This is a genomic window from Rhodococcus rhodnii NBRC 100604 (assembly GCF_001894925.1).
Lineage (GTDB): Bacteria > Actinomycetota > Actinomycetes > Mycobacteriales > Mycobacteriaceae > Rhodococcus_F > Rhodococcus_F rhodnii.
Map to the genome: position 1 here is coordinate 12675 of NZ_BCXD01000034.1, position 22361 is coordinate 35035.

Here is a 22361-nt window from a genome sequence, read left to right on the forward strand (position 1 = left end):
TCAGGAGAATTCGAAGCAGTGAGCGAGAACAACATCATCAACTGGGAGCAGGACGCGGACGGCATCGTCGTGCTCACGATGGACGACCCGAGCCAGAGCGCCAACACCATGAACGAGGCCTACATCTCGTCCATGAAGGAGACCGTCGACCGGCTCGAGGCCGAGAAGGACTCCATCACCGGTGTCGTGCTGACGTCGGCGAAGAAGACCTTCTTCGCGGGTGGCGACCTGCGCATGCTCATCCAGGTCCAGCCCGAGAACGCCCAGCAGGCATTCGATCTCGGCCAGGCGATCAAGGCGGACCTACGTCGCCTCGAGACGCTGGGCAAGCCCGTCGTCGCCGCGATCAACGGCGCCGCGCTCGGCGGTGGCCTCGAGATCGCGCTCGCGACGCACCACCGCATCGCGGTAGATGTCAAGGGCAGCAAGATCGGTCTGCCCGAGGTGTCGCTCGGCCTGCTGCCCGGTGGCGGCGGCGTCGTGCGCACCGTGCGCAAACTCGGCATCCAGAACGCCCTCATGCAGGTGCTCCTGCAGGGTCAGCAGCGCGTCCCGTCGAAGGCCAAGGAGACCGGCCTGATCGACGAGATCGTCTCGACCGTCGAGGAACTGCTCCCCGCCGCGAAGGCGTGGATCAAGGCCAACCCCGAAGCGCAGCAGCCGTGGGACGTCAAGGGATACAAGATCCCCGGCGGTACGCCGTCGAACCCGTCGTTCGCCGCGAACCTCCCCGCGTTCCCCGCGAACCTGCGCAAGCAGATCAAGGGCACGAACATGCCTGCGCCGCTGGCGATCATGTCCGCCGCCGTCGAGGGCTCGCAGGTCGACTTCGAGACCGCGCAGACCATCGAGTCGCGGTACTTCACGAGCCTCGTCACCGGCCAGGTCGCGAAGAACATGACGCAGGCGTTCTTCTTCGACCTGCAGTCGATCAACGCGGGTGCGTCGCGTCCCGACGGCATCGAGAAGACGACGATCAAGAAGGTCGGCGTCCTCGGCGCCGGCATGATGGGCGCGGGCATCGCGTACGTGTCGGCGAAGGCCGGATACGACGTCGTCCTCAAGGACGTGTCGCTCGAGAACGCGCAGAAGGGCAAGGCCTACTCGGAGAACATCGAGAAGAAGGCGCTCTCGCGTGGCCGGACGACCGAGGAGAAGAGCAAGGCGCTGCTCGACCGGATCGTCCCGACCGCCGATCCCGCTGATCTCGCGGGTGTCGACTTCGTCGTCGAGGCCGTCTTCGAGTCGCAGGACCTCAAGCACAAGGTCTTCCAGGAGATCGAGGACGTCGTCGAGCCGAACGCGCTGCTCGGATCGAACACCTCGACGCTGCCGATCACGGGTCTGGCGACCGGTGTGAAGCGCCAGGAGGACTTCATCGGCATCCACTTCTTCTCGCCCGTCGACAAGATGCCGCTCGTCGAGATCATCCGCGGTGAGAAGACGTCCGACGAGGCGCTCGCGCGGGTCTTCGACTACGTGCAGGCCATCAAGAAGACGCCGATCGTCGTTCACGACTCGCGTGGCTTCTTCACCTCGCGTGTCATCGGCACCTTCATCAACGAGGCGATCTCGATGCTCGGCGAGGGCATCGAGCCCGCGACGATCGAGCAGGCGGGCGCGCAGGCCGGCTACCCGGCGTCGCCGCTGCAGCTGTCGGACGAACTGACGCTGACGCTGATGCAGAAGATCCGCAAGGAGACGGTCGCCGCACTCGAGGCCGAGGGCAAGCCGATCCCCGAGGACAACGCGGGCGCCGTCATCGACCGCATGGTCGGCGAGTTCGATCGTCCGTCGAAGGCGGCCGGCAAGGGTTTCTACGAGTACGAGGACGGCAAGCGCACCCGCCTGTGGCCGGGCCTGCGCGAGGCGTTCGGCACCAAGACCGAACTGGACGTGCCGTTCCAGGACCTCATCGACCGCATGCTGTTCATCGAGGCCATCGAGACGCAGAAGTGCTTCGACGAGGGCGTGCTGGACACGACGGCCGACGCGAACATCGGCTCGATCTTCGGCATCGGGTACCCCGCGTGGACGGGTGGTGTCTCGCAGTTCGTCACGGGCTACGAGGGACCTGCCGGCAAGGGCAAGGAGGGCTTCGTCGCGCGTGCCAAGGAGCTCGCCGAGAAGTACGGCGACCGCTTCACCCCGCCCACCTCGATCTAGGCGGCTCCGCCGCTCGTGCGTGATCTTCCGGCCCCCGGACCGGAAACCCGCGCACGAGCGCGAAGCGCCTGTGGACAACCCCGCGTTCGACGAAGCGTCCCGGTCGGTGTCGACCGGGACGCTTCGTCGACGACGACGCCCGTACATCCCCCTTCCGGTCCTCCCGCACGGCCCGAGTGGTTCGATGCGGTCGAGGAACTCGCCCGGCGCCATTCTCAGCCACACGGGTGGGAGGAGGTCACGCGCGACGCGTGCGGAGTGGCACTGGCCGCCACCACGGTCCTCGGTCTGCCCGTAGGCGGCTGCGCCGCTTGCGCGTGAGTTTCCGGCCCAGGGACCGAGTCACTCACGAGCGCGAAGCGCCCAGCACGACGAGGAAGTCGACGGTACCGGCGTCCTCGACCGTCACGAAGCCCAGCGACGGCGGGGTGATGCCGTAGTCGGCCCAGGTCACGGGGATCGCGCCGGAGACGACGAGGTCCTCGCCCGTCCGCAACACCGTCGCGTCCGTCGTGACGGGCAGCGTCTCGCCCGTGAGCTCGAGGGTGCCGGTGAGCCTCACCGTGCCCGTCGTGCCGTCGGTGGGGACCGAGGACAGGTCCACCGGCTCGGTCACGGTGAACGTCGCTGTCGGGTGGTTCGCGACGTCGAAGATGTTCTCACCGCGGAACTGGTTGTCGCGCCGGTCGGAGTCGGTGGTGATGCCCTCCGTCTACACGACGATCTCGCCGGACCTGAGCTGCTCGTCCTCGACGGTCGCGGTTCCGGACACGTCCGAGGTGCGTCCGACGACGGTGACGTCGGCGCCGTTGAGCACCTCGTCGACCGTGTATCCCGCCGCGGTCTCGTTGGTGCCAGACCCCGGAACCACCGTCCACGAGCCGTCGAGTTCGCCCTCCGCCGCTGTCGCGCCCTCCGTCGACACCGTCGCTGCAGGGTCGGAGTCCTCGGCCACGTACTCCGCGTACAGGCGCGGCCCGAACCACGCCACGAGTGCGACGACGACGAGAACGACCGCGCCGATGATCCACCACTTCTTGGTCATGACGACCAAGGGTAGTTGCACCTTCAACAGTCATCCGTGTCCGTGGCGTAACGGTTTCCTGTGAGTTCGCCGTCTCGCCGAAACCTCCCCGGCGGCACTCCGACCACGAACACAATGGGCGAGGGTGCGGATGGCGCTCCCGACCAGCGACGAGAGGGACGAATCATGGCCGAACCAGTTGTCGATCTGAGCGAGCGCGTCGTCGTGGTGACGGGAGGTGCACGTGGGCTCGGCGCGGCCATGGCCGAGGTGATCGTCGGTGCCGGCGGACGGGTGGTCGTCGCCGACCTGCTCGACGACGACGGCGCCGCGACGGCGGAGCGACTCGGTGACGCCGCCAGGTTCGCGCACCTCGACGTCACGAGCGAGAGCGACTGGCAGCGCGTGATCGAGTTCGCTCGCAGCGAGTTCGGCAAGGTCGACGGCCTCGTCAACAACGCGGGCGTCTCGACGGGCCAGCTCATCGAGAAGGAGCCCGTCGACCACTTCCGCACCGTCCTCGACATCAACCTCACGGGCGTGTTCATCGGGATGCAGAGCGTGATCGCTCCCATGCGCGAGGCCGGCGGCGGGTCCATCGTCAACATCTCGTCGGCCGCCGGGCTCATGGGCCTCGCGCTGACCGCGGGCTACGGCGCGTCGAAGTGGGGCGTGCGTGGCCTGTCGAAGGTGGCGGCCGTCGAACTCGGCACCGACCGCATCCGCGTCAACAGCGTCCACCCCGGCATGACCTACACGCCGATGACGGCCGAGACCGGCATCGCCGTCGGCGAGGGCAACTACCCGAACACGCCGATGGGCCGGGTGGGCACAGCGGACGAGATCGCAGGTGCAGTCGCCTTTCTGCTCAGCGACGCCGCCTCCTACGTCACCGGCGCGGAGATCGCCGTCGACGGCGGCTGGACGGCGGGCCCGACGATCAAATACGTGATGGGCCAGTGACGCCGCGCTCCCACCCCGCGGGAGCGCGCCCTCGACACCCTTCCGCCACGCAGTAGCGTCGCGCCCGACTCACCGGGAGCGAGGAGGGCAGATGAGCGCCGAGACCACCGGCCGAACGAGCCTCGACGCCACGACGCAGTACACCGTCGTCGAGGCTGTGAAAGAACTCGAGCACCGATACCTCCGAGCCTGTGATGCGAAGGACGCCAAGGCGTTCCGTTCGTGCTTCATCGACTCGGGCGCCTCGATCGACTTCGGCCCGCTGGGAGCGTTCGACGTCGCCGACGCGATCGTCGAGGAATAGGGGTGGAGCACATGGATGCAGTGGCACTCGTGACGGGCGCGAGCCGTGGCGTCGGCAAGGGCATCGCGACGGCCCTGGGCGCGGCCGGGTGGACGGTGTACGTCACCGGCAGGAACCGGGAGGCGCTGGACGACACCGTCGCCGCAGTGAACGGGGGCGGCGGTACGGGCGTGGCGATCACGTGCGATCACCGGGACGACGCGCAGATCGAGGCGGTCTTCGGCAAGATCAGCGGTGAGTCGGGCCGGCTCGATCTCCTCGTCAACAACGTGTGGGCGAACCCCGACGGCTTCGCGGGATTCTCCGATCCGTTCTGGAAAAGGCCGGTGAGCGACTGGGATTCGCTGATCGGGGTCGGACTGCGCGCCCACTACGTCGCCTCGACCCTGGCCGCCCGCATCATGGTTCCGCAGGGTTCGGGCCTCGTCGCGAACATCTCGTCGTTCGGCACCCGCGGCTACCTGCACTCCGTGCTCTACGGGATGTCGAAGGCGGGCCTCGACAAGATGGCGCACGACATGGCGGTCGAACTGCAGGGCACCGGGGTGAACACGGTGTCGCTGTGGCCGGGCATCGTGCGCACCGAGGTCGTGCTCGCGATGGGTGTCGACGACATCGAGGGCTTCCCCGTCGCGAACGCCGAGAGTCCCGAGTTCGTGGGGCGCGTCGTCGCATCGCTGGCGGCCGATCCCGCCGTCGCCGAGTACAGCGGGCGGACCCTCGTCACGGCGGAGGCGGCGCAGCACTACGGCATCACCGACGAGGGCGGCAACCGGCCGCCGTCGCATCGCGAAGCCTTCGGTGGCGGTGCGGTCATCGGGGTGGACACGCGCTTCGGTGCGTGACCGTCCGGGTCGTGCGTGACTTTCCGGAGCAGGGACCGGAAAGTCACGCACGAGCGGCGGAGCCGCCTATCCGTTCCACCAGGGGCGGAGCGGCACGTTCGCGTTGCCCTTCGCGTCGAGCTTGACGGCCAGCACCTGGTGGAGTTGGACGACGTTGCGCTCGAAACCGAGGCGTGAACCCGCCATGTAGAGGCCCCACAGCTTCGCGGTGCCCAGGCCCACCTCGGCGACGGCGGCGTCCCAGTTGGCGACGAGGTTGCGGTTCCAGTCGCGCAGCGTCAGCGCGTAGTGCTCGCGCAGGTTCTCCTCGTGCCGCACCTCGAGGCCCAGGTTCTGGATCTCGGTGATGATGCGGCCCGAACCGGTGAGCTCGCCGTCGGGGAAGATGTAGCGGTCGATGAAGCCGCCGGCACGAGCGCGAGAGTTGTTGGTGGGCCTCGTGATGCAGTGGTTGAGCAGAAGTCCGCCGTCGCGCAGTTTCGCCTTCATGAACCCGAAGTACGACGGGTAGTTGTGGACGCCGATGTGCTCGGTGAGGCCGATCGAGGAGATCGCGTCGAAGCCGGTCTCGGTGACGTCACGGTAGTCCGAGAACCGGATCTCGGCGAGGTCGGTGAGTCCGTCCTCGGCGATCTTCTTCTGTCCCCACTCGGCCTGCTCACGCGAGAGGGTGACGCCGATGGTCTTGACGCCGCGCTTCGCGGCGTACCGGACCATTCCGCCCCAGCCGCACCCGATGTCGAGCAGCCGATCGCCCTTCCCGAGGCCGAGCTTCTCGAACACGAGCCTGTACTTGTCGTCCTGCGCCTCTTCGAGCGTCGCGTCCTGGTTCGGGTAGCACGCGCACGTGTAGGTCATCGACGGCCCGAGAACGTACTCGTAGAAGGTGTTCGAGACGTCGTAGTGGTGATGGATGACCTCGGCGTCGCGAGTTCGCGAGTGCCGGAGCCCTTCGGCGACGCGCCGCCACCGCGGGAGGTGTTCCTGCGGAGGGGGAGCGATGGGGCGCAACAACTCCCATCCGAGCGAGCGCGTGATCGCTGCGAGCGCGCGCGCCGGTGGCCGCCGCAGATGGATGTCCTCGCTCATCACGCGCAGGATCTCGTACGGATCGCCGGGATGGACGCCGCTGGCCTCGAGGTCGCCGGAGATGTAGGCGCGGGCCATGCCGAGATCGCCCGGCGCCGTCGCGAGGTAGGTCGTGCCCCGTTCGGAGTTCAGGTGCAGGCCGTAGGGCGCGTCGTCGGGGCCCGTCTCACTGCCGTCGTAGGCGGTGAAGCGAATCGGCAGCGATCCGTCGGAGAGCACTTCGAGAATCTGGGAGAGGTCGAGCTTGTTCTGATTGCGATCGAGGGTCGTCATTTGCGCCGCACCGCCTTCGAGAAGAGGTCCAGGAGCCGGGAATCCGGGTCGTATCGTCGTTTCAGTTCTTCGTATCGATCGCCGCCGTAGTAGAGGCGTTCGAAGTCTTCGCGCGTGTAGAACGCGTCCGAGTACAACGACTTGTGCCCGTCGAGCTCGGCGACACGCTCCTCGATCCGGATGTTCGCGGCGCCCTCGGGCTCACCCGGAACGACCGGAACGGACGACCAGAATCCGATGTTCACGTAGGTGCGCTTCGGTTCGAGGGGATACAACGGCCACGGACGTACCGAATCGGCACCGGGTGCGGCAGGCTCACGAAGTCGCAACGGGCACAACCAGATGGGCTCGATCGGAATCTCGTGCAGGAACCACTCGACGAACTCGGTGGTGCGCTCGACGGGCACCTCGACGTCCTGGACGACGCGCTCGCGCGGCGGATTCCCCTTGCGGGCCTCGATGCGGTCGGCGATGTCGTACTTGTGATCCAACGCGATGAGCTTCCAGTAGAAGCTGCTGCGGAGCAGGGATTTCGGCCAGAAACGGCGGATCGCCGGGTTCTGTGCCCCGAACGCACGCGAGCACCAGAACCAATCCGTATCCCAGCGCCACAGGTAGTCGCGGATCGTGAGCCGGTCGGTCTTGGGATGGTTGATCGACTCGTGCTGGAGTGAGCGGTAATAGATCTCGCTGCTCGTGTAGTCGCTCACGGGGCCGGGCTCGTCGGTGCCGCGGCCGAGCGTCAGGTACGACTCGGTCGCCGTGAACACGACGCCGTCGACGTAGTCGACGGGCTCACCGTCCCACGTGCCGTCGCCCGCGATCGTCTCGAGCGCACTCTGCAACTCGGCGACGGAATCGAAGCGCAGATGCCGCAGCGCGACGAACCGCGGAGCGGGCTCGAGCCGGATCTTCAGTCGCGTCGAATATCCGAGTGTCCCGTAGGAGTTGGGGAATCCGCGGTAGAGATCGGCGTGCTCGCCCTCGGGCGTGGCCGTGACGACGGAGCCGTCGCCGGTCAGGACGTCGATCTCGAGGACCGACTCGTGAGGCAGCCCGTTGCGCAGCGACGTCGACTCGATGCCGAGCCCCGTGACGGCGCCGCCGAGGGTGATCGTCTTGAGCTGGGGGACGACGAGCGGGACGAGCCCGTACGCGAGCGTCACGTCGACGAGATCCTCGTACGTGCACATTCCCTGCACGTCCGCGGTGCGGGCGTCGGCGTCGACGTCGATCACACCGCTCAGGCCGGAAACGTCGAGACCCGGGGCCGTCGTGGCCGCGCGGGCCCGGAAGAGGTTCGAGGTGCGCTTGGCGAGACGGACCGTCGCGCCGGGCGGAATCGCGCGATACGACGAGGTCAGGCGCTCGACGCCGTCACGGTGAACCGCCCACCCCACGGGGCGGGCACGCGCACCGGGGCGCCGGATCGATAGGACATCGCGCATCGTGTCGAAGATTCCTCCCACGAACCATGACGCTAGACCTCTCGCCCTGCGAGGGCACGCCATATCCGGCCGCGACACGCCCTCGGCCCCGGGCGTACCGTCCACCGGGACGGCTGTCCTCGCGAACAAGAGGTGATGGTGGTCATAGTCTATCGCGGTCCGCCGTCCGCGGGGCCGCCGTCACCGCGCCGCGACGGCCGGCGGGTCGGGCAGGATGGACGTGTTCGGCATCGAGCCGAGTCCCGGGCGACCGGGATCCGTTACGACCGGGAGGACCACTCGTGGGCCAGGTAACCGCATCCAGTTCGATCTCGCTCGACGTCCCGGCGGACCGCGCGGTCGCGGCGCTCGCCGACTACGAGACGACCCGTCCGCGCATCCTTCCCGACCAGTACCTCGACTATCAGGTGGTCGAGGGCGGCTCCGGCGACGGCACCGTCGTCCACTGGATTCTCAAGGCGACCGAGAGCCGTTCGCGCGACGTACTCGCGGACGTCTCGGTGAAGGGGAACTCCGTCACCGAGACCGATCGCAACTCGTCGATGGTCACGCGTTACGACGTGACGCCGCGCGGAACGGGCTCGGGTGTGACCGTCACGACGACCTGGAACGGCGCGGGCGGCATCGGCGGATTCTTCGAGCGGATCTTCGCGCCGCTGGGCCTGAAGAAGATCCAGAGCCTCGTGCTGTCGAACCTGCAGCGCGAACTCGCCTGACCTCGAGGTACTCGACACGAACTACGCTGGTGGGAACCGACTAGAAGGGAACGGCTCTCGTGCAACCTGGTGGACAACCGGACATGTCGAAGCTCCTCGAGCAGGCGCAGCAGATGCAGCAGCAGCTGATGAGCGCGCAGCAGGAGATCGCGCAGGCCGAGGTGAGCGGACAGGCCGGCGGCGGCCTCGTCACGGCGACGGTCAAGGGAACGGGTGAGGTCGTGGGCCTGACGATCGACCCCAAGGTCGTCGATCCGGACGACGTCGAGACACTGCAGGATCTCGTGATCGGCGCGATCGCGGACGCGTCGGGCAAGGCGCAGGAAGTCGCCGCGAGCAAGCTCGGGCCGCTCGCGGGCGGTCTGGGCGGCGGCATCCCCGGGCTTCCCGGCTTCTAGAGGGACACCCCGGGTGTACGAAGGTCCGGTCCAGGATCTCATCGACGAGCTCGGCAAGCTGCCGGGCGTCGGGCCCAAGAGTGCGGGCCGGATCGCGTTCCACCTGCTCGGAACGCCGCCGCCCGAGGTGGACAGGCTGCTCGCGGCGTTGCAGAAGGTGCGCGACGGCGTGCAGTTCTGCACCGTCTGCGGCACCGTCTCGGAGCAGGAGCAGTGCAGGATCTGCGCCGATCCTCGTCGCGATCGCACGCTGGTGTGCGTCGTCGAGGAGCCCAAGGACGTGCAGGCGGTCGAGCGCACGCGCGAGTTCAAGGGGCTCTATCACGTACTCGGTGGCGCGCTCGATCCCCTCGCGGGCGTCGGCCCGGAGCAGTTGCGGATCCGCGAGTTGCTCGCGCGCATCGGCAACCAGGTGGACGGCGTCGACGTGCGCGAGGTCATCATCGCGACGGACCCGAACACCGTCGGCGAGGCGACGGCGACGTATCTCGTGCGGATGCTGCGCGATTTCCCCGGCCTCACGGTGAGCCGGCTCGCGTCGGGCCTGCCGATGGGCGGCGACATCGAGTTCGCGGACGAGCTCACGCTCGGCCGTGCCCTGTCGGGGCGGCGTGCACTGTGACGGAGGCCGGGGGAAGGCGGACGGGTGAACGCACGCGTGGCGCGATTCTCGATGCCGCGGGCAGAGCGTTCGGGTCGCGGCCCTACGCCGAGATCACCCTCAAGGAGATCGCCGAGGACGCGGGCGTCAGTGCGCCGCTCATCATCAAGTACTTCGGCTCGAAGGAGAAGCTGTTCGAGGCCGTGGTCGACTTCCGTGGCGCCGCGGACCTGGTGTTCAGCGTTCCGCGTGACCGTCTCGGCGAGCACATCGTGCGGCTGTTCGCGCAACCGCGCGAGCCCTACAAGCCGCTGTCGACGAGCATCCTCTACATGAGCGCGACCAGCGAGGACAGCGTCGCGAAGCTCCGGGGCAACTACTCGGCGCAGATGATCGACGTGCTCGCGGGGCTGCTCGACGGCGACGACACCCGGCTGCGCGCGGAGCTCGTGATGTCGATGGTCACCGGGCTCGCGGTGATGCGGCGCCGGATGCTCGCCGAGCACGCGACGGGGGCGGTCGACGAGGTCGTCGCGCGGTACGCGCCGCTCGTGCAGCAGCTGATCGACACTCCGTAGCCGCTGTCGCGAGTTGCGAGGTGAACGTTTATTCACCTACCGTGGGGTGAATTGGCGTTTACCCACGGCCGCGGAACGGAGGTGCGATGACGCTCGCACCTCCCCGCGCGACGGCGGACGCCCCCACCGCATCGCGCTTCGTCTTCCCGATCCTCGCCGTCGCCGGCACCTTCCAGGCGGTGTTGCAGACGGTCATGATCCCGCTGCTGCCGAGCATGCCGTCGTTCACCGGGGCATCGACCACGGCGGTCTCGTGGCTCATCACGATCACCCTGCTCGTCGGCGCCGTCGTGACGCCGATCTTCGGCCGCCTCGCGGACATGTACGGCAAGAAGCGGATGCTGCTCGTGACGTTCACCGCGATGACGGTGGGCTCGTTGGCCTGCGCCGTGAGCTCCGACATCGCCGTCCTCATCTGCGCCCGTGCGCTCCAGGGATTCGGCGCCGCCGTGATCCCGGTCGGCATCTCGATGCTCCGCGACGAACTCCCGCCGCTGCGCGTACCGCAGGCGATCGCGACGCCCAGCTCGACGCTGGGCGTCGGCACCGCGTTCGGCGTCCCGCTCGCGGCCGTGATCGCCGAGTACGCGAACTGGCACCTGCTCTTCTGGATCACGACGGCACTCGGACTCGGCCTGCTCGCCGCCACGGCCGTCTGGATCCGCGAGTCGCCCGCCCGCACCGGCGGCCGGTTCGACGGACTCGGTGCCGTGGGGCTGTCGAGCGCGCTCGTGGCATTGCTCGTCCCCATCACCCAGGGCGCCACGTGGGGCTGGACGTCGCCCGCCGTGCTCGGCATGTTCGCGGCGTCGGTCGTGCTGCTCTCGCTGTGGGCGTTCCAGCAGCTCCGTGCCCGCAACGCTCTCGTGGACCTGCGGACGTCGGTACGGCCCGCCGTCGCGCTCCCGCACGCCATCGCCCTGCTCGTCGGCTTCGCCTTCTACGGCAACGCCCTCGTCACGCAGCAGCTGATCCAGGCGCCGCGCTCCGCCGACGGCTACGACCTCGGCATCCTGCTCGCGGGGCTGTGCCAGCTGCCGCTCAGCCTGTCGATGATCGTGTTCGCTCAGGTCGGCGTGCGCATCTCGGAACGGCTCGGGACGAAGGCGACGATGCTCGCCGGTGCACTGTGCCTGCTCGCCGGGTACGGAATCCATGCCGTCGTCGGCAAGCCGCTCTGGCTCGTCGTCGTCGCGCTCACCGTGACGGCGACCGGCACCGCGCTCGCCTACAGCACGCTGCCGCTCCTGCTGCTGCCCGCCGTGCCGCAGTCCCAGCTCGCCGCCGCGAACGGCGTCAACGTCCTCGCCCGGACCGTCGGCACGATGGTGTGCAGCGCCGTCGTCGCGTCGCTGCTCGGCACCCTCGCGGTCGGTGCCGGCGCGTTCTCCGTCGCGTACCTCGTGTGTGCTGGCCTCTCGGTCCTGGTGTTCGTCGCGGTTCTCGCCCTCCCGCGCGGTGTCCGCTCTCGCGGCACCGAACCCGCCGTCACGGTCTGACGCGACCGGTAGCGTCGGGCACATGGCCGACTCGCTGTCGCCGCGGTTGCGCGCCGTCGTGGACGCGTTGCCGCTGCGTGCCGGGATGCGCGTGCTCGAGATCGGATGCGGCCCCGGCGCCGCGGCACGCGAGATCGCGTTCCGCGTCGGAGCCGACGGCTTCGTGCTCGGGCTGGATCGGTCCGCGGCCGCGATCACGGCAGCCGAGCGTGCGGGCGGTCCCGATCAGCTGGCCTACCGCCGCGGCGCGATCGAGGAGTTCGTGTGGGACGGCGAGCCGTTCGATCTCGCGTTCGCCGTCCGGGTCGGCGCGCTCGACGGCAGGCACCCGTCACGCGAACGTCCCGCGTTCGCCCGCATCGCCGCGGCGGTCCGATCCGGCGGCAGCTTTCACCTCGACACCGGGAATCCCATGACGGCGGTCGATCTCACGCCGTATCGCGAGTGACGCCTCAGCCGCGCAGGCGCTCCCGGCGCAGCTGCGCGACCTCGTCGAGTTCGAGCGGTGCGAGGCTCTCCCCGATCGCCCGTTCGAGCAGCAGGTCGGCGAGCTGCGGATTGCGCGCGAGGACGGGCCCGTGCATGTACGTCCCGATCACCGAACCCTGTACGACGCCCTCGACCGGCTCGCCCGCGCCGTTGCCGACGCCGCTGCGCACGCGTGCGAGCGGCGACGCATCGGAGCCGAGAGCCGTTCCGCCACGGTGATTCTCGAAGCCGGTGAGCGGCTCGGTCAGCCCTTCCAGGAGGGGGTGCGTGCTCACCTCGCCGATGGCGCGGGTCTCCTGCGGGGTGGTCGTGACGTCGAACATCGAGATGCCGTCGACCTTCTCGCCCGTCGACGTCTCGTACCAGTGTCCGAGCACCTGGATGGCGGCGCAGATCGCGAGGACGGGAGCACCGCGCTCCGCCGCCTTCTGTAGACCCGGGTAGCGCGTGAGGTGACGTGTCGCGAGGCGCTGCGCGTAGTCCTCGGCGCCGCCCAGGGTGTAGAGGTCGAGCGACTCGGGAACCGGGTCCTTCAGCGTGATCTGGACGATCTCGGCGTCGATCCCGCGCATGAGCAGTCGTTGCCGGAGTACGAGGGCATTGCCGCCGTCGCCGTAGGTGCCCATGACGTCGGGCAGTACGAGTCCGATCCGGACGGTCGAATCAGGCATCGCTCGCGCTCCGATCTTCTTGGGTCACACGAGAAATCGCGGTGTTGAGATCACGGAACGCGGTGTAGTTCGCGAGCACCTCGACCCGCCCCGGTGGGCACGACGCGATCGCGCGCATCGGATCCTTCTCGAGGGTGTGATCGGCACCGGCGTAGGTGAGTCGCACCGCGAGATCGGTGCCACGCTCGCCCGCCGCGACGACCTTCGCATTCTCGAAGTGCTCGAATCGCACGTCCCACAGCCACGACAGATCCTCCCCGTCGGGGACCTGTCCGTTGACGGCGATCACGAGGCCGTCGGCGGTCGGATCGATCATCGACAGCGCCTCCTGCCAGCCCGCGGGATTCTTCGCGAGCAGCATGCGCACGGAGTGAGGTCCGAGCTGCACCGTGCTGTAGCGGCCCGCCACCTCCTGTACGGCGCCCGCGGCCGCGGCGGCGTCGTGCGGCTCGGCGCCCATCGTCACGGCGGCGGCGACGGCCTGAGCGGCGTTGCCGCGGTTCGCCTTTCCGGGCAGCGCGAGCTTCAGCGGGAGCTCGAGCCCGTCCGGGCCGTGGAGGACGTCGCCGTCCAGCCACCACGACGGGGTCGGCCGTACGAGATCGCCGCTCTCGCAACGCCAGTGCTCGCCGTCCCACAGGATCGGCTCGCCGTCGCGGGGGCAACTCGCGGCATCCGACGCCCAGCCGCCGCCGGCGGCGACCCACACGACGTTCTTCGCGTCGTAGGCCGCCGACGCCACGAGCACGTCGTCACAGTTCGCGACGATCGTCGTCTCGGGGTGTGCGTCCACACATGCGCGCAGCTTGCGCTCGATCACGTTGATCTCGCCGACGCGGTCGAGCTGATCGCGGCTGAGGTTGAGCAGCACGAGCACCTGCGGCTGCACGGCGTCCGCGACGTGGGGGACGTGCAGTTCGTCCACCTCGAGAGCGGCGATCGGCGCATCGAGGTGCGACGACAGCGCGGCGACGATGCCGGCGTCCATGTTCGCGCCGTCCGCCTGCGTCGCGACGTCGCCGATCGTCGCGAGCGCTGCAGCGGTCATTCGCGTCGTCGTCGACTTGCCGTTGGTGCCGGTGACGATCGCCGTGCTCCGGCCACGCCCGATGCGGGTGAGGAGTTCGGGATCGATCCGCAGCGCGACGAGGCCGCCGATCATCGACCCGTTGCCCCGTCCGGCCTTGCGCGAGGCCCACGACGCCGCGCCCGCCGCACGCAGCGCGAGGCGCGTCCGCAGCCCGAGTGCGCGGGCGCCGAGCGGCTCAGTGACTGTTCCCACGGCCCGAGTCTGGCACAGTGCCCACCCGGTCGCCCACCTGCATCGCAGCCGCGGCGGGGGCAGGAAGATCGAGGTGTGCGGGTGTCACGTCACGACGCACGCGAGGTGTGGCGGCTGTCGCACCGGCGATGACGATCGCGGCGCCGAGCAGCGACCACACGCTCGGCGTCTCGTGCAGCAGCAGCCACGACGCGGCGATGCCGACGATCGGCACGAGCAGCGAGAACGGCGCGACGGAACTCGCGGGATACCGGCTCATGAGCGCCGTCCACAGGCCCGATCCGACGATCGTCGCGAGGAGCGCCGTGTAGGCGAGTCCGGCGAGCGCCCGCCAGGCACCCGGCGACTCCGCCAGGGCATCCCAGCCGGCAGTCGGGCCCTCGACGGCGAACGAGAGCGCGAACATCGGCAGCGGCGGCACGACGCACATCCACAGCATCAGCCGCATCGGCTCGTCGGTCGCGGCGAGGCGGTTCGAGAGATTGCCGAACGCCCACGACAGGCCGGCCAGGAGCGTGAGGAGAACGGGGATCAGTGCGGCGTGCTGGGCGCGATCCCAGCCGATGACCGTCATCCCCGCGACGGCGACGACGAGCCCGGCGACCTGGACGGGATGCAGGTGTTCGCGCAGCAGCAGGGCGCCGAGCACCACGGTGAACGGGGCAGAGGACTGCAGGACGACGGACGCGAGGCCGGTCGGCATCCCGGAATCCATTGCCCAGAACAGAAATGCGAACTGGCCGACGCCGAAGCCGAGACCGTAGCCGAGCAGCCATCGCACCGGGACCTTCGGCGGCCGCACGAGCAGCACCACCGGTACGGCGATGACGGCGAAGCGCAGGGCCGCGAAGAAGAACGGCGGAAAGTGGTCGAGTCCGCTGCGCAGTGCGATGAAGTTCAGTCCCCACAGCACGACGACGGTGAGAGCGAGGGTGCGATCGCGGAGCGTCATGACCTCATCGTGCGGAGTACGAACTATCCAGCACAAGCAATAATTCGTTCAACAACCATGTAGTTTTCCTACATGAACTCCGACCGGCTGCGGATCCTCCGCGAGCTCGCCGACCGCGGCACCGTCTCGGCGGCCGCACACGCACTGCAGATGACGCCGTCCGCCGTGTCGCAGCAGCTCAAGGTCCTCGCGAAGGAAGCCGGCGTCGCCCTGCTCGAACCCGACGGCAGGCGCGTGCGGCTCACCGACGCCGGGCGTGCGCTCGTCGTCCGGGCCGACGACGTCCTCGCCGCACTCGGCCGTGCCGACGCCGAGATGCGTGCCTACGCCGGTTCCCCGTACGGGCGGGTCCGCGTCGCGCTGTTCCCGTCGGGAGCGGCGCTGCTGCTGCCCGGACTGCTCGTCGCGCTCGCCGGCAGCGGCGTCGACGTCGAAGCCCGCGACGAGGACCTCCCGGCCTCGGCGGTGCCGGACCTGCTCGCCGACTACGACGTCGTCCTGACGCACCGCGACGAACGCGCACCCGCGTCGTCGTCGGCGCGGGTGGTGGCCGAACCGCTCATGCGCGAGCCGATCGACCTCATCCTCCCGCCGGATCATCCGCTCGCGGTGCAGGATTCGGTGCGCATCGAGCAGCTGGCCGACGAGAGCTGGATCAGTGTGCGCGGCGGCTTCCCCGTCGACGACGTCCTGCTGTCGGTCGCCGCAGCGACGGGCGTCCAGCCGCGAGTCGTCCACCGGATCAACGACTTCCGGGTCATCGAGGAGATGGTCGCCGCCGGCCTCGGCGTCGCACTGCTGGCGCGGCACGCCGTCACCCACCCACGCGTCGCCGCCCGGACCCTCGCGGGAGTCCGGGCGGCACGGATCTACGAGCTGACGCACCGTCCCGGCGCGGAGCGCGTGCCCGCCGTCGGGGCGGTGCTGGCGGCGTTCCGCGCGGTCGCGAGCGCCGCGGACGTCAGCTCAGCTTCCCCAGGGCGTGAGCCTTGAGGCGCTCGAACTCCTCGCGGCTGATCGCACCGGCGTCGAGAAGCTCCTTGGCGTTCGCGATCTCGGCCGACGGCGTCGACGCCGCGACCGAACGGATGTAGGAATCCTGTTCGGCCTGTTCACGCTTCACCTCCCGCGAGGCGCGGTCGGCCATTCCGTCGCCGTGCACGATCAGGTAGACGAGGGCCGTGACGAGCGGGAACAGGAACAGGAAGATCACCCACGCAGCCTTGGCCCAGCCCGACGACTGCTTGTTGCGGAACAGGTCGCTGATGATGAGGAACAGCAGGATCAGGTACGCCACGAACGCGAACGTGACGACGATCAGCCACAGGAAATCCCAGAACGAGTCGAGGTACGTGTCCATACCGTCGAATATGGCACTGCCGTGCGTATCCGGCGGCCGAAATGCGCAGAAACCCCCTCACCCGACGGTGAGGGGGTTTCTGCGGAACGACGTTACTGCGAGCGGTTGACCGCCGAGACGACGGCGCGCAGCGACGCGGTCGTGATCGACGTCGCGATACCGACACCCCAGACGACGGTGGTGCCACCGGACGCGGTCGTCACGGCTGCCTCGACGTAGGCCGCGGCCTGGGCGTCGTCGCCGGCCGACATCGCGTGCTCCGAGTAGTCGAGGACACGGACGTCGTAGCCGACCGTCGACAGCGCATCGACGAACGCGGCGAGCGGGCCGTTGCCCGAACCCGAGATCTCCTTCTCCGCGCCGTCGATCTTGACGACGGCGCTGATGGCGTCGGTCCCGCCGTCGACCTCGGCCGCGGTGACCTTCTGGGTCATCCGCTCGAGCGGTGTCACGGGAGCGAGGTACTCCTCGTGGAAGATGTCCCACATCTCCTTCGGCGAGATCTCGCCGCCCTCGCCGTCGGTGACGGCCTGGACCGCCTGCGAGAACTCGATCTGCAGGCGACGCGGCAGCGCGAGGCCGTGATCGGTCTTCATGATGTACGCGATGCCGCCCTTGCCCGACTGCGAGTTGACGCGGATGACGGCCTCGTACGTGCGGCCGACGTCCTTCGGGTCGATCGGCAGGTACGGAACCTCCCAGACGATGTCGTCGACGTCGGCGTCCTGGCCGTCCGCCGCGACCTTCATCGCGTCGAGACCCTTGTTGATCGCGTCCTGATGGCTGCCCGAGAACGCGGTGTAGACGAGGTCGCCGCCGTACGGGTGACGCTCGTGCACCGGCAGCTGATTGCAGTACTCGACGGTGCGGCGGATCTCGTCGATGTTGGAGAAGTCGATCTGCGGATCGATTCCGCGCGTGAACATGTTCAGCCCCAACGTCACCAGGCACACGTTGCCGGTGCGCTCACCGTTGCCGAACAGGCAGCCCTCGATGCGGTCGGCGCCGGCCTGATAGCCCAGTTCGGCGGCGGCGACGCCGGTGCCGCGGTCGTTGTGCGGGTGCAGCGACAGGATCACGGAGTCGCGGCGAGCGAGATTGCGGTGCATCCACTCGATGGAGTCGGCGTAGACGTTCGGCGTCGCCATCTCCACCGTCGCCGGCAGGTTCAGGATGACCGGGTTCTCGGGCGTCGGCTGCAGGATCTCGGTGACGGCGTCGCACACCTCCTTGGCGTACGACAGCTCAGTGCCGGTGTACGACTCGGGCGAGTACTCCCAGCGCCAGTGCGTCTCGGGATGCTTCTTCGACTCCTCGAGGACGAGCGTCGCGGCGTCGGTCGCGATCTTCTTCACCGTCTCCTCGTCGGCGCGGAAGACGACACGGCGCTGCAGGATCGACGTCGAGTTGTAGAAGTGGACGATGACGCTCCGCGCGCCCTCGCAGGCCTCGAAGGTGCGGGCGATCAGCTCGGGCCGGCACTGCGTCAGCACCTGGATCGTGACGTCGTCCGGGATCGCGCCGTCCTCGATGATCTCGCGGACGAAGTCGAAGTCGGTCTGCGACGCGGACGGGAAGCCGACCTCGATCTCCTTGTAGCCCATGCGGACGAGGAGGTCGAACATGCGGCGCTTGCGGGCCGGGCTCATCGGGTCGATCAGGGCCTGGTTGCCGTCGCGCAGATCGACGGCACACCACTGCGGGGCACGTTCGACGACCTTGTCGGGCCACGTGCGATCGGGCAGCGAGATGCGCTCGACCTCGTCGGCGAAGGGGCGGTAACGGAACGTCGGCATCGACGAGTCCTTCTGGGTGTTCCAGGAAGGCTGCTCGGTGGGCGCCGGCCGTGACGGCGGCGTGATGGTGCGAGTACCGGAGGTGAAAGCGTCAGCAGGGGACATATCGAAACAATCCTCGAGGTCGTGATCGAGCGTTCGCGGATACCGGAGTATCGGGGAACGAATCGGATCGGCGCGCCGAAAAACCCGCGACAGGGAGCCGATCTCGTGTCAGGCCCCGCCGCGGCAACCAAGAAGGAGCGCGCGCTGCATTCCCCGAGTGTACGTCACGCCCCTCCGTGCCGGAACGGGGGCCGGGGCCGGGGCGACACCGGGCTGTTGCACAGGTCACGGGCAGGTGTGAGAAAGTATCCGTGACGCGGCGTCGCAGGCAGTCGTCGCGCCGACGTGATGTGGAGGACGCTCATGATCTGGATCCGGCACAGCGGAGTGACGGCGGTCCCCGCCCCGCTCGCGTTCGAGTACGTGAGCGACCATTGGTACGTTCCCGACTGGATGTTCGGGCTGTCGCGCTTCGACCCGGTCGGCGACGTCGAGCGCGGCCTGGGAGCGAAGTACGCCGCGAGCCTCAAGCTCGGTCCCAAGGTCTTCGAGGCGACGGTGCGCACGACGGAATGGACCGAGAACGAACTGTTCGTGCTCGAGACCGTCGACGGATTCGCGCACAGCTCCCGGTGGCATTTCGAGGCCGTCAGCCCGGACGAGACCCGGCTGAACGTGGAGTTCGGTTACGGCCTCCCCGGCGGGCTCGCCGGAAAGGCGCTGGGCAAGCTCGTCGAACCGATGGTCGGCGAGGCGGTCCGCCGCACCGAGAGCGAACTGCGCACGAAACTCGAAGCGCGGTACTACGCGGACTGATCGGCACCAGGGCAGACCGATTCACGCTCGTTCGGGATGCCGGATCCGCCGGCGCAGGTCGTCGTAGCGCACGAGTTCGGCGCCGATCATGACGGCGAGCACGCCCGCGACGATCCCCAGGACGACGAGCGCCGGTACGGCCGAGCCGAGCGGAACGAGCACCGCGACGAGGGCGGCCGCGACGGCGAGCCGATGCGTGAGCAGCGTGCCCGCGACGTACCAGCGGAACAGCGCGACCGACGCCAGATACAGTGCGACGCCACCGCACAGTCCCGCGAGCGGCCAGCCGCTCAGCGGATCGGTCAGCCGGTGGTGATTGCCGTCGGCGACCATCTCGAGGACGATCTCGAGGCCCAGCGACGCGAGCACGATGCCGACCACCATCGGAAGGTGGAAGAAGCTGTATCCGTTTCGTGCGATCCGGATGAGCCGACGCCCGCGAGCGCGGCGGAAGGCGCGTTCGGCGTCGAGCATCGTGACGTCGAAGTACGCCCACCAGAGGAGCCCCGAGACGATCAGCCCGAGCAGGACGGCGACGACGATTCCCCACGTCACCGGCCTGCTCGCGACGCCGATGCCGATCGCGACGATCGATTCGCCCAGCGCGACGAGCACGATGAGGCCGTGTCGCTCCGCGAAATGGCCGACCGACCGTAGCCGCCAGCCCTCGCCACCGAGCAGCGTGCCGAGGTAGTCGCCGACGAGCGCTCCGATCCACAGGCTCGTCTGCACCCAGCCGGTCGTCTGCGACGCGACGAGCAGCAGGGTCGTGCCGAGGACCATGCTCGGCGCGAAACGCAGCAACTGGCGGCGCAGGTCGGGGTCGTCGCGGCTGAGCAGCCAGAAGGCGGCGAGGTGGATCGCGCGGACCGCGAAGTACCCGATCGCGAACACGAGCGGGCCGTAGAGCCCGCCCGGCAGATCGTCGAAGGCCTCGGGGATCGCGATCGCGGTGACGAACACGGCTCCCATCGCCGCGAACATCACGACGCGGACGATGCCCTCGTCCGCGCGGGCGACGTTGCCGAGCCACGCGTAGCCCACCCAGCTCCACCACAGCACCGCCATGACGAGCACGCCGTGCAGGACGCTGCGGCCCGTCGGGTCGGCGACCATGATGTCGGTGACCCGCGTGATCGCGAAGACGAACACGAGGTCGAAGAACAGCTCGAGCGTCGAGACCGACGCGCGCTCGTCGACCGGCTGCGGTCGCAGTCGGTCGGCGAGGCGGCGCCGCTGTCGAGTCAGGGTCGCCCCCGTCAGGTGCGTTCGCGCACGCGGTGCGCGCTCATGATGGACACGCGGTTGTAGGCGCCGATCGTGATCGCCGTCCAGACGAGGACGGCGATCTGGTCGTCGTCCAGGAACTCGTGCAGCGGTGCGTAGTTCGCGTCGTCGATGTGCTCGCCGTCCACGGTCGCGACGGATTCGGCTATCTCGAGTGCGGCACGCTCCGCGGGCTCGAACAGATCGACCTCGCGCCACGCGGGCAGCACGGCCAGCCGCTGCTCGGTCTCCCCGGCCTCACGCGCGCGCCGGGTGTGCAGGTCGAGGCAGAACGCGCACCGATTGATCTGCGAGACACGGACGTTCACGAGTTCGACGATGCGCCTGCTCAGCCCGACAGCCTGTGCGCGGGCGCCGATCTCGGCCGCGACCGCGTTCATCGCCTTGAAGACGGACGGCGCCTGCTTGTCGACGGCGACGCGGAACGGACCGGTCACGATCCGCTTCCCGTCGCGGCGCGGACGTCGGCGAGCGCTGCGGGAGTGGGCTTGTCGAGGACCTCGTCGAAGTCGTGGTGGCTCTCGACGTACTTCGCGACGTACGGGCACACCGGGACGATGCGGCGGCCCGATGCCGCGGTGTCGGCGAGCGCCCGGCCCACGAGCGTGCCGGCGAGCCCGCGTCCGGCGAACGCCTGATCGACCTCCGTGTGATAGAAGACCCGCTGTGCGCCCTTGGTGGCATCGTCGCGATCGACGTATTCGGTGAACCCGGCGAGAGTTCCGTCGGCGTGGACCTCGTAGCGGTGCAGTGCCGTGGCGTGGTCGACAGTCGGCTCGGTGGTGTCTTCGGTACTCATGGAACCACTATGCCTGCCCGCCCCGGGCTCGTCGTCGCGATCGGCCCACGGCACACGTGGGAGGCGGCATGATGGCGGGGGACAGCCCCAGCGCCGACGGACGGGAGCACACCCACCGATGACCGACCGACGCCCGCAGTTCGGCTATTTCCCGGCCCCCGAGGCAGGAGCACCGACCGCGTTGCTCGACACCGCGAAGCGGCTCGACGAACTCGGTTTCGACCTGATCGGGATCCAGGACCACCCGTACCAGTCGCGGTTCCTCGACACCTGGACGTTGCTCTCGGCGATCGCGGCGGTGACCGAGAAGATCACCGTGTTCCCCGACGTCGCGTGCCTGCCGCTGCGTCCGCCCGCGGTGCTCGCGAAGTCCGCGGCCACGCTCGACCTCCTCTCGGGCGGGCGAGTGGAACTCGGTCTCGGCGCCGGGATCTTCTGGGACGCCATCGAGGCGATGGGCGGCCCCCGCCGCTCGCCCGGCGAGTCGGTCGAGGCGCTGCGCGAGGCCGTCACGATCGTGCGCGGGATGTGGAGCGGCAAACGGTCGATCACGCACGAGGGCGAGTACTACTCGGTGAAGGGCCTGCACCCCGGCCCGGCTCCGGTGCACGACATCGGCATCTGGCTCGGTGCCTACAAGCCGCGCATGCTCCGCACTGTCGGAGAACTCGGCGACGGCTGGATTCCGTCGCTCGGGTACATCGACGACGACGGCCTCGCCGCCGCGAACGATCTCATCGACGCCGGAGCCGAGAAGGCGAACCGTGATCCGGGTTCCATCCGTCGCATCCTCAACGTCGGCGACATCTCCGGGCTCGACGACAAGGTCGAGTTCTTCGTCCGGTACGCCCGCGAGTTCCGGATCGACGGCTTCCTCATCGACTGCCCGGCGATCCACAGCGAGCTGTCGGGGTTCGCGCAGAACACGATTCCGCGGGTCCGCGACGCGCTCGGCTGACG

General features: G+C 68.9%; 23 protein-coding genes and 1 pseudogene. 13 read left to right on the plus strand and 11 right to left on the minus strand.

The annotated features are described in order from the left end of the window. The first annotated feature begins 78 nt into the window (after window positions 1-78). On the plus strand, window positions 79-2166 hold the full coding sequence (locus tag RR1_RS19230) for a 3-hydroxyacyl-CoA dehydrogenase NAD-binding domain-containing protein (RefSeq protein WP_238559057.1): 2088 nt from the start codon (window positions 79-81) through the stop codon (window positions 2164-2166). A gap of 346 nt (window positions 2167-2512) precedes the next feature. Here the strand turns inward: RR1_RS19230 and RR1_RS19235 are convergent. Then, window positions 2513-3211 (minus strand): annotated as a pseudogene (locus RR1_RS19235) (YceI family protein). 165 nt (window positions 3212-3376) lie between these two features. Between RR1_RS19235 and RR1_RS19240 the strand changes: the two are divergent. The 3 genes from RR1_RS19240 to RR1_RS19250 all read left to right on the plus strand — a co-directional run bounded on the left by RR1_RS19240 (window position 3377) and on the right by RR1_RS19250 (window position 5302). Further along, complete coding sequence (locus RR1_RS19240) at window positions 3377-4153, plus strand: glucose 1-dehydrogenase (protein WP_010839567.1); 777 nt, start codon at window positions 3377-3379, stop codon at window positions 4151-4153. A gap of 91 nt (window positions 4154-4244) precedes the next feature. Continuing rightward, on the plus strand, window positions 4245-4457 hold the full coding sequence (locus tag RR1_RS19245; RefSeq protein WP_010839568.1) for a nuclear transport factor 2 family protein: 213 nt from the start codon (window positions 4245-4247) through the stop codon (window positions 4455-4457). A gap of 11 nt (window positions 4458-4468) precedes the next feature. Continuing rightward, the gene (locus RR1_RS19250) at window positions 4469-5302 is read left to right on the plus strand and encodes an SDR family NAD(P)-dependent oxidoreductase (RefSeq protein ID WP_040774679.1); all 834 of its coding nucleotides are present in this window, start codon (window positions 4469-4471) and stop codon (window positions 5300-5302) included. Between the two features lie 66 nt (window positions 5303-5368). On the opposite strand, the gene RR1_RS19255 is transcribed toward RR1_RS19250, so the two are convergent. After that, window positions 5369-6664, minus strand: coding sequence for a class I SAM-dependent methyltransferase (locus RR1_RS19255; RefSeq protein ID WP_010839570.1), 1296 nt, complete (start codon window positions 6662-6664; stop codon window positions 5369-5371). Beyond that, complete coding sequence (locus RR1_RS19260; RefSeq protein ID WP_051111279.1) at window positions 6661-8112, minus strand: FAD-binding oxidoreductase; 1452 nt, start codon at window positions 8110-8112, stop codon at window positions 6661-6663. Before RR1_RS19260 ends, RR1_RS19255 begins: the two co-directional genes overlap by 4 nt. A 281-nt stretch (window positions 8113-8393) precedes the next feature. Here RR1_RS19260 and RR1_RS19265 point away from each other — a divergent pair, with 281 nt between their 5' ends. From RR1_RS19265 to RR1_RS19290, 6 genes are all read left to right on the plus strand, one after another. Continuing rightward, entirely contained in the window at window positions 8394-8828 is a 435-nt protein-coding gene (locus tag RR1_RS19265) for an SRPBCC family protein (RefSeq protein WP_010839573.1), read from the plus strand. An 83-nt stretch (window positions 8829-8911) separates the two neighbouring features. Then, window positions 8912-9226, plus strand: coding sequence for a YbaB/EbfC family nucleoid-associated protein (locus RR1_RS19270; RefSeq protein ID WP_238559056.1), 315 nt, complete (start codon window positions 8912-8914; stop codon window positions 9224-9226). A 13-nt stretch (window positions 9227-9239) separates the two neighbouring features. Further along, entirely contained in the window at window positions 9240-9848 is a 609-nt protein-coding gene (gene recR / locus RR1_RS19275) for a recombination mediator RecR (protein ID WP_010839575.1), read from the plus strand. Further along, entirely contained in the window at window positions 9845-10405 is a 561-nt protein-coding gene (locus RR1_RS19280) for a TetR/AcrR family transcriptional regulator (protein ID WP_010839576.1), read from the plus strand. Before recR ends, RR1_RS19280 begins: the two co-directional genes overlap by 4 nt. 86 nt (window positions 10406-10491) lie before the next feature. Further along, window positions 10492-11904, plus strand: a complete 1413-nt coding sequence (locus RR1_RS19285; RefSeq protein ID WP_010839577.1) for an MFS transporter — start codon at window positions 10492-10494, stop codon at window positions 11902-11904. A gap of 22 nt (window positions 11905-11926) precedes the next feature. Then, window positions 11927-12352, plus strand: coding sequence for a class I SAM-dependent methyltransferase (locus RR1_RS19290; protein WP_010839578.1), 426 nt, complete (start codon window positions 11927-11929; stop codon window positions 12350-12352). 4 nt (window positions 12353-12356) lie between these two features. Here RR1_RS19290 and RR1_RS19295 read toward each other — a convergent pair whose 3' ends face one another. From RR1_RS19295 to RR1_RS19305, 3 genes are read right to left on the minus strand one after another with little or no spacing between them, the layout of a single operon-like run. Then, window positions 12357-13064, minus strand: a complete 708-nt coding sequence (locus RR1_RS19295) for a type 1 glutamine amidotransferase (protein ID WP_010839579.1) — start codon at window positions 13062-13064, stop codon at window positions 12357-12359. Then, the gene (locus tag RR1_RS19300; protein WP_193746164.1) at window positions 13057-14346 is read right to left on the minus strand and encodes a Mur ligase family protein; all 1290 of its coding nucleotides are present in this window, start codon (window positions 14344-14346) and stop codon (window positions 13057-13059) included. The genes RR1_RS19295 and RR1_RS19300 overlap by 8 nt, the downstream gene beginning before the upstream one ends. Continuing rightward, window positions 14330-15298 (minus strand): EamA family transporter, encoded by a 969-nt coding sequence (locus tag RR1_RS19305; RefSeq protein ID WP_010839581.1) that lies wholly within the window; start codon window positions 15296-15298, stop codon window positions 14330-14332. Before RR1_RS19305 ends, RR1_RS19300 begins: the two co-directional genes overlap by 17 nt. Before the next feature lie 72 nt (window positions 15299-15370). Between RR1_RS19305 and RR1_RS19310 the strand changes: the two genes are divergently transcribed. Beyond that, window positions 15371-16291: a LysR family transcriptional regulator gene (locus tag RR1_RS19310; RefSeq protein ID WP_010839582.1), complete on the plus strand. Its 921-nt coding sequence runs from the start codon at window positions 15371-15373 to the stop codon at window positions 16289-16291. Here the strand turns inward: RR1_RS19310 and RR1_RS19315 are convergent. Next, on the minus strand, window positions 16260-16658 hold the full coding sequence (locus tag RR1_RS19315; RefSeq protein WP_010839583.1) for an SHOCT domain-containing protein: 399 nt from the start codon (window positions 16656-16658) through the stop codon (window positions 16260-16262). The two genes, RR1_RS19310 and RR1_RS19315, sit on opposite strands and share 32 nt — an antisense overlap. Before the next feature lie 92 nt (window positions 16659-16750). After that, on the minus strand, window positions 16751-18559 hold the full coding sequence (gene leuA / locus RR1_RS19320) for a 2-isopropylmalate synthase (protein WP_010839584.1): 1809 nt from the start codon (window positions 18557-18559) through the stop codon (window positions 16751-16753). Between the two features lie 303 nt (window positions 18560-18862). On the opposite strand from leuA, the gene RR1_RS19325 reads away from it, so the two are divergent. Next, on the plus strand, window positions 18863-19315 hold the full coding sequence (locus RR1_RS19325) for an SRPBCC family protein (RefSeq protein WP_010839585.1): 453 nt from the start codon (window positions 18863-18865) through the stop codon (window positions 19313-19315). A 21-nt stretch (window positions 19316-19336) separates the two neighbouring features. Here RR1_RS19325 and RR1_RS19330 read toward each other — a convergent pair whose 3' ends face one another. From RR1_RS19330 to RR1_RS19340, 3 genes are all read right to left on the minus strand, one after another. Continuing rightward, window positions 19337-20482, minus strand: coding sequence for a low temperature requirement protein A (locus RR1_RS19330; protein ID WP_371836795.1), 1146 nt, complete (start codon window positions 20480-20482; stop codon window positions 19337-19339). 92 nt (window positions 20483-20574) lie between these two features. Continuing rightward, the gene (locus RR1_RS19335) at window positions 20575-21039 is read right to left on the minus strand and encodes a carboxymuconolactone decarboxylase family protein (RefSeq protein WP_010839587.1); all 465 of its coding nucleotides are present in this window, start codon (window positions 21037-21039) and stop codon (window positions 20575-20577) included. Further along, window positions 21036-21401 (minus strand): GNAT family N-acetyltransferase, encoded by a 366-nt coding sequence (locus RR1_RS19340; protein WP_010839588.1) that lies wholly within the window; start codon window positions 21399-21401, stop codon window positions 21036-21038. The genes RR1_RS19335 and RR1_RS19340 overlap by 4 nt, the downstream gene beginning before the upstream one ends. A 118-nt stretch (window positions 21402-21519) precedes the next feature. On the opposite strand from RR1_RS19340, the gene RR1_RS19345 reads away from it, so the two are divergent. After that, entirely contained in the window at window positions 21520-22359 is an 840-nt protein-coding gene (locus tag RR1_RS19345) for an LLM class flavin-dependent oxidoreductase (RefSeq protein ID WP_010839589.1), read from the plus strand. Window positions 22360-22361 lie beyond the last annotated feature (2 nt).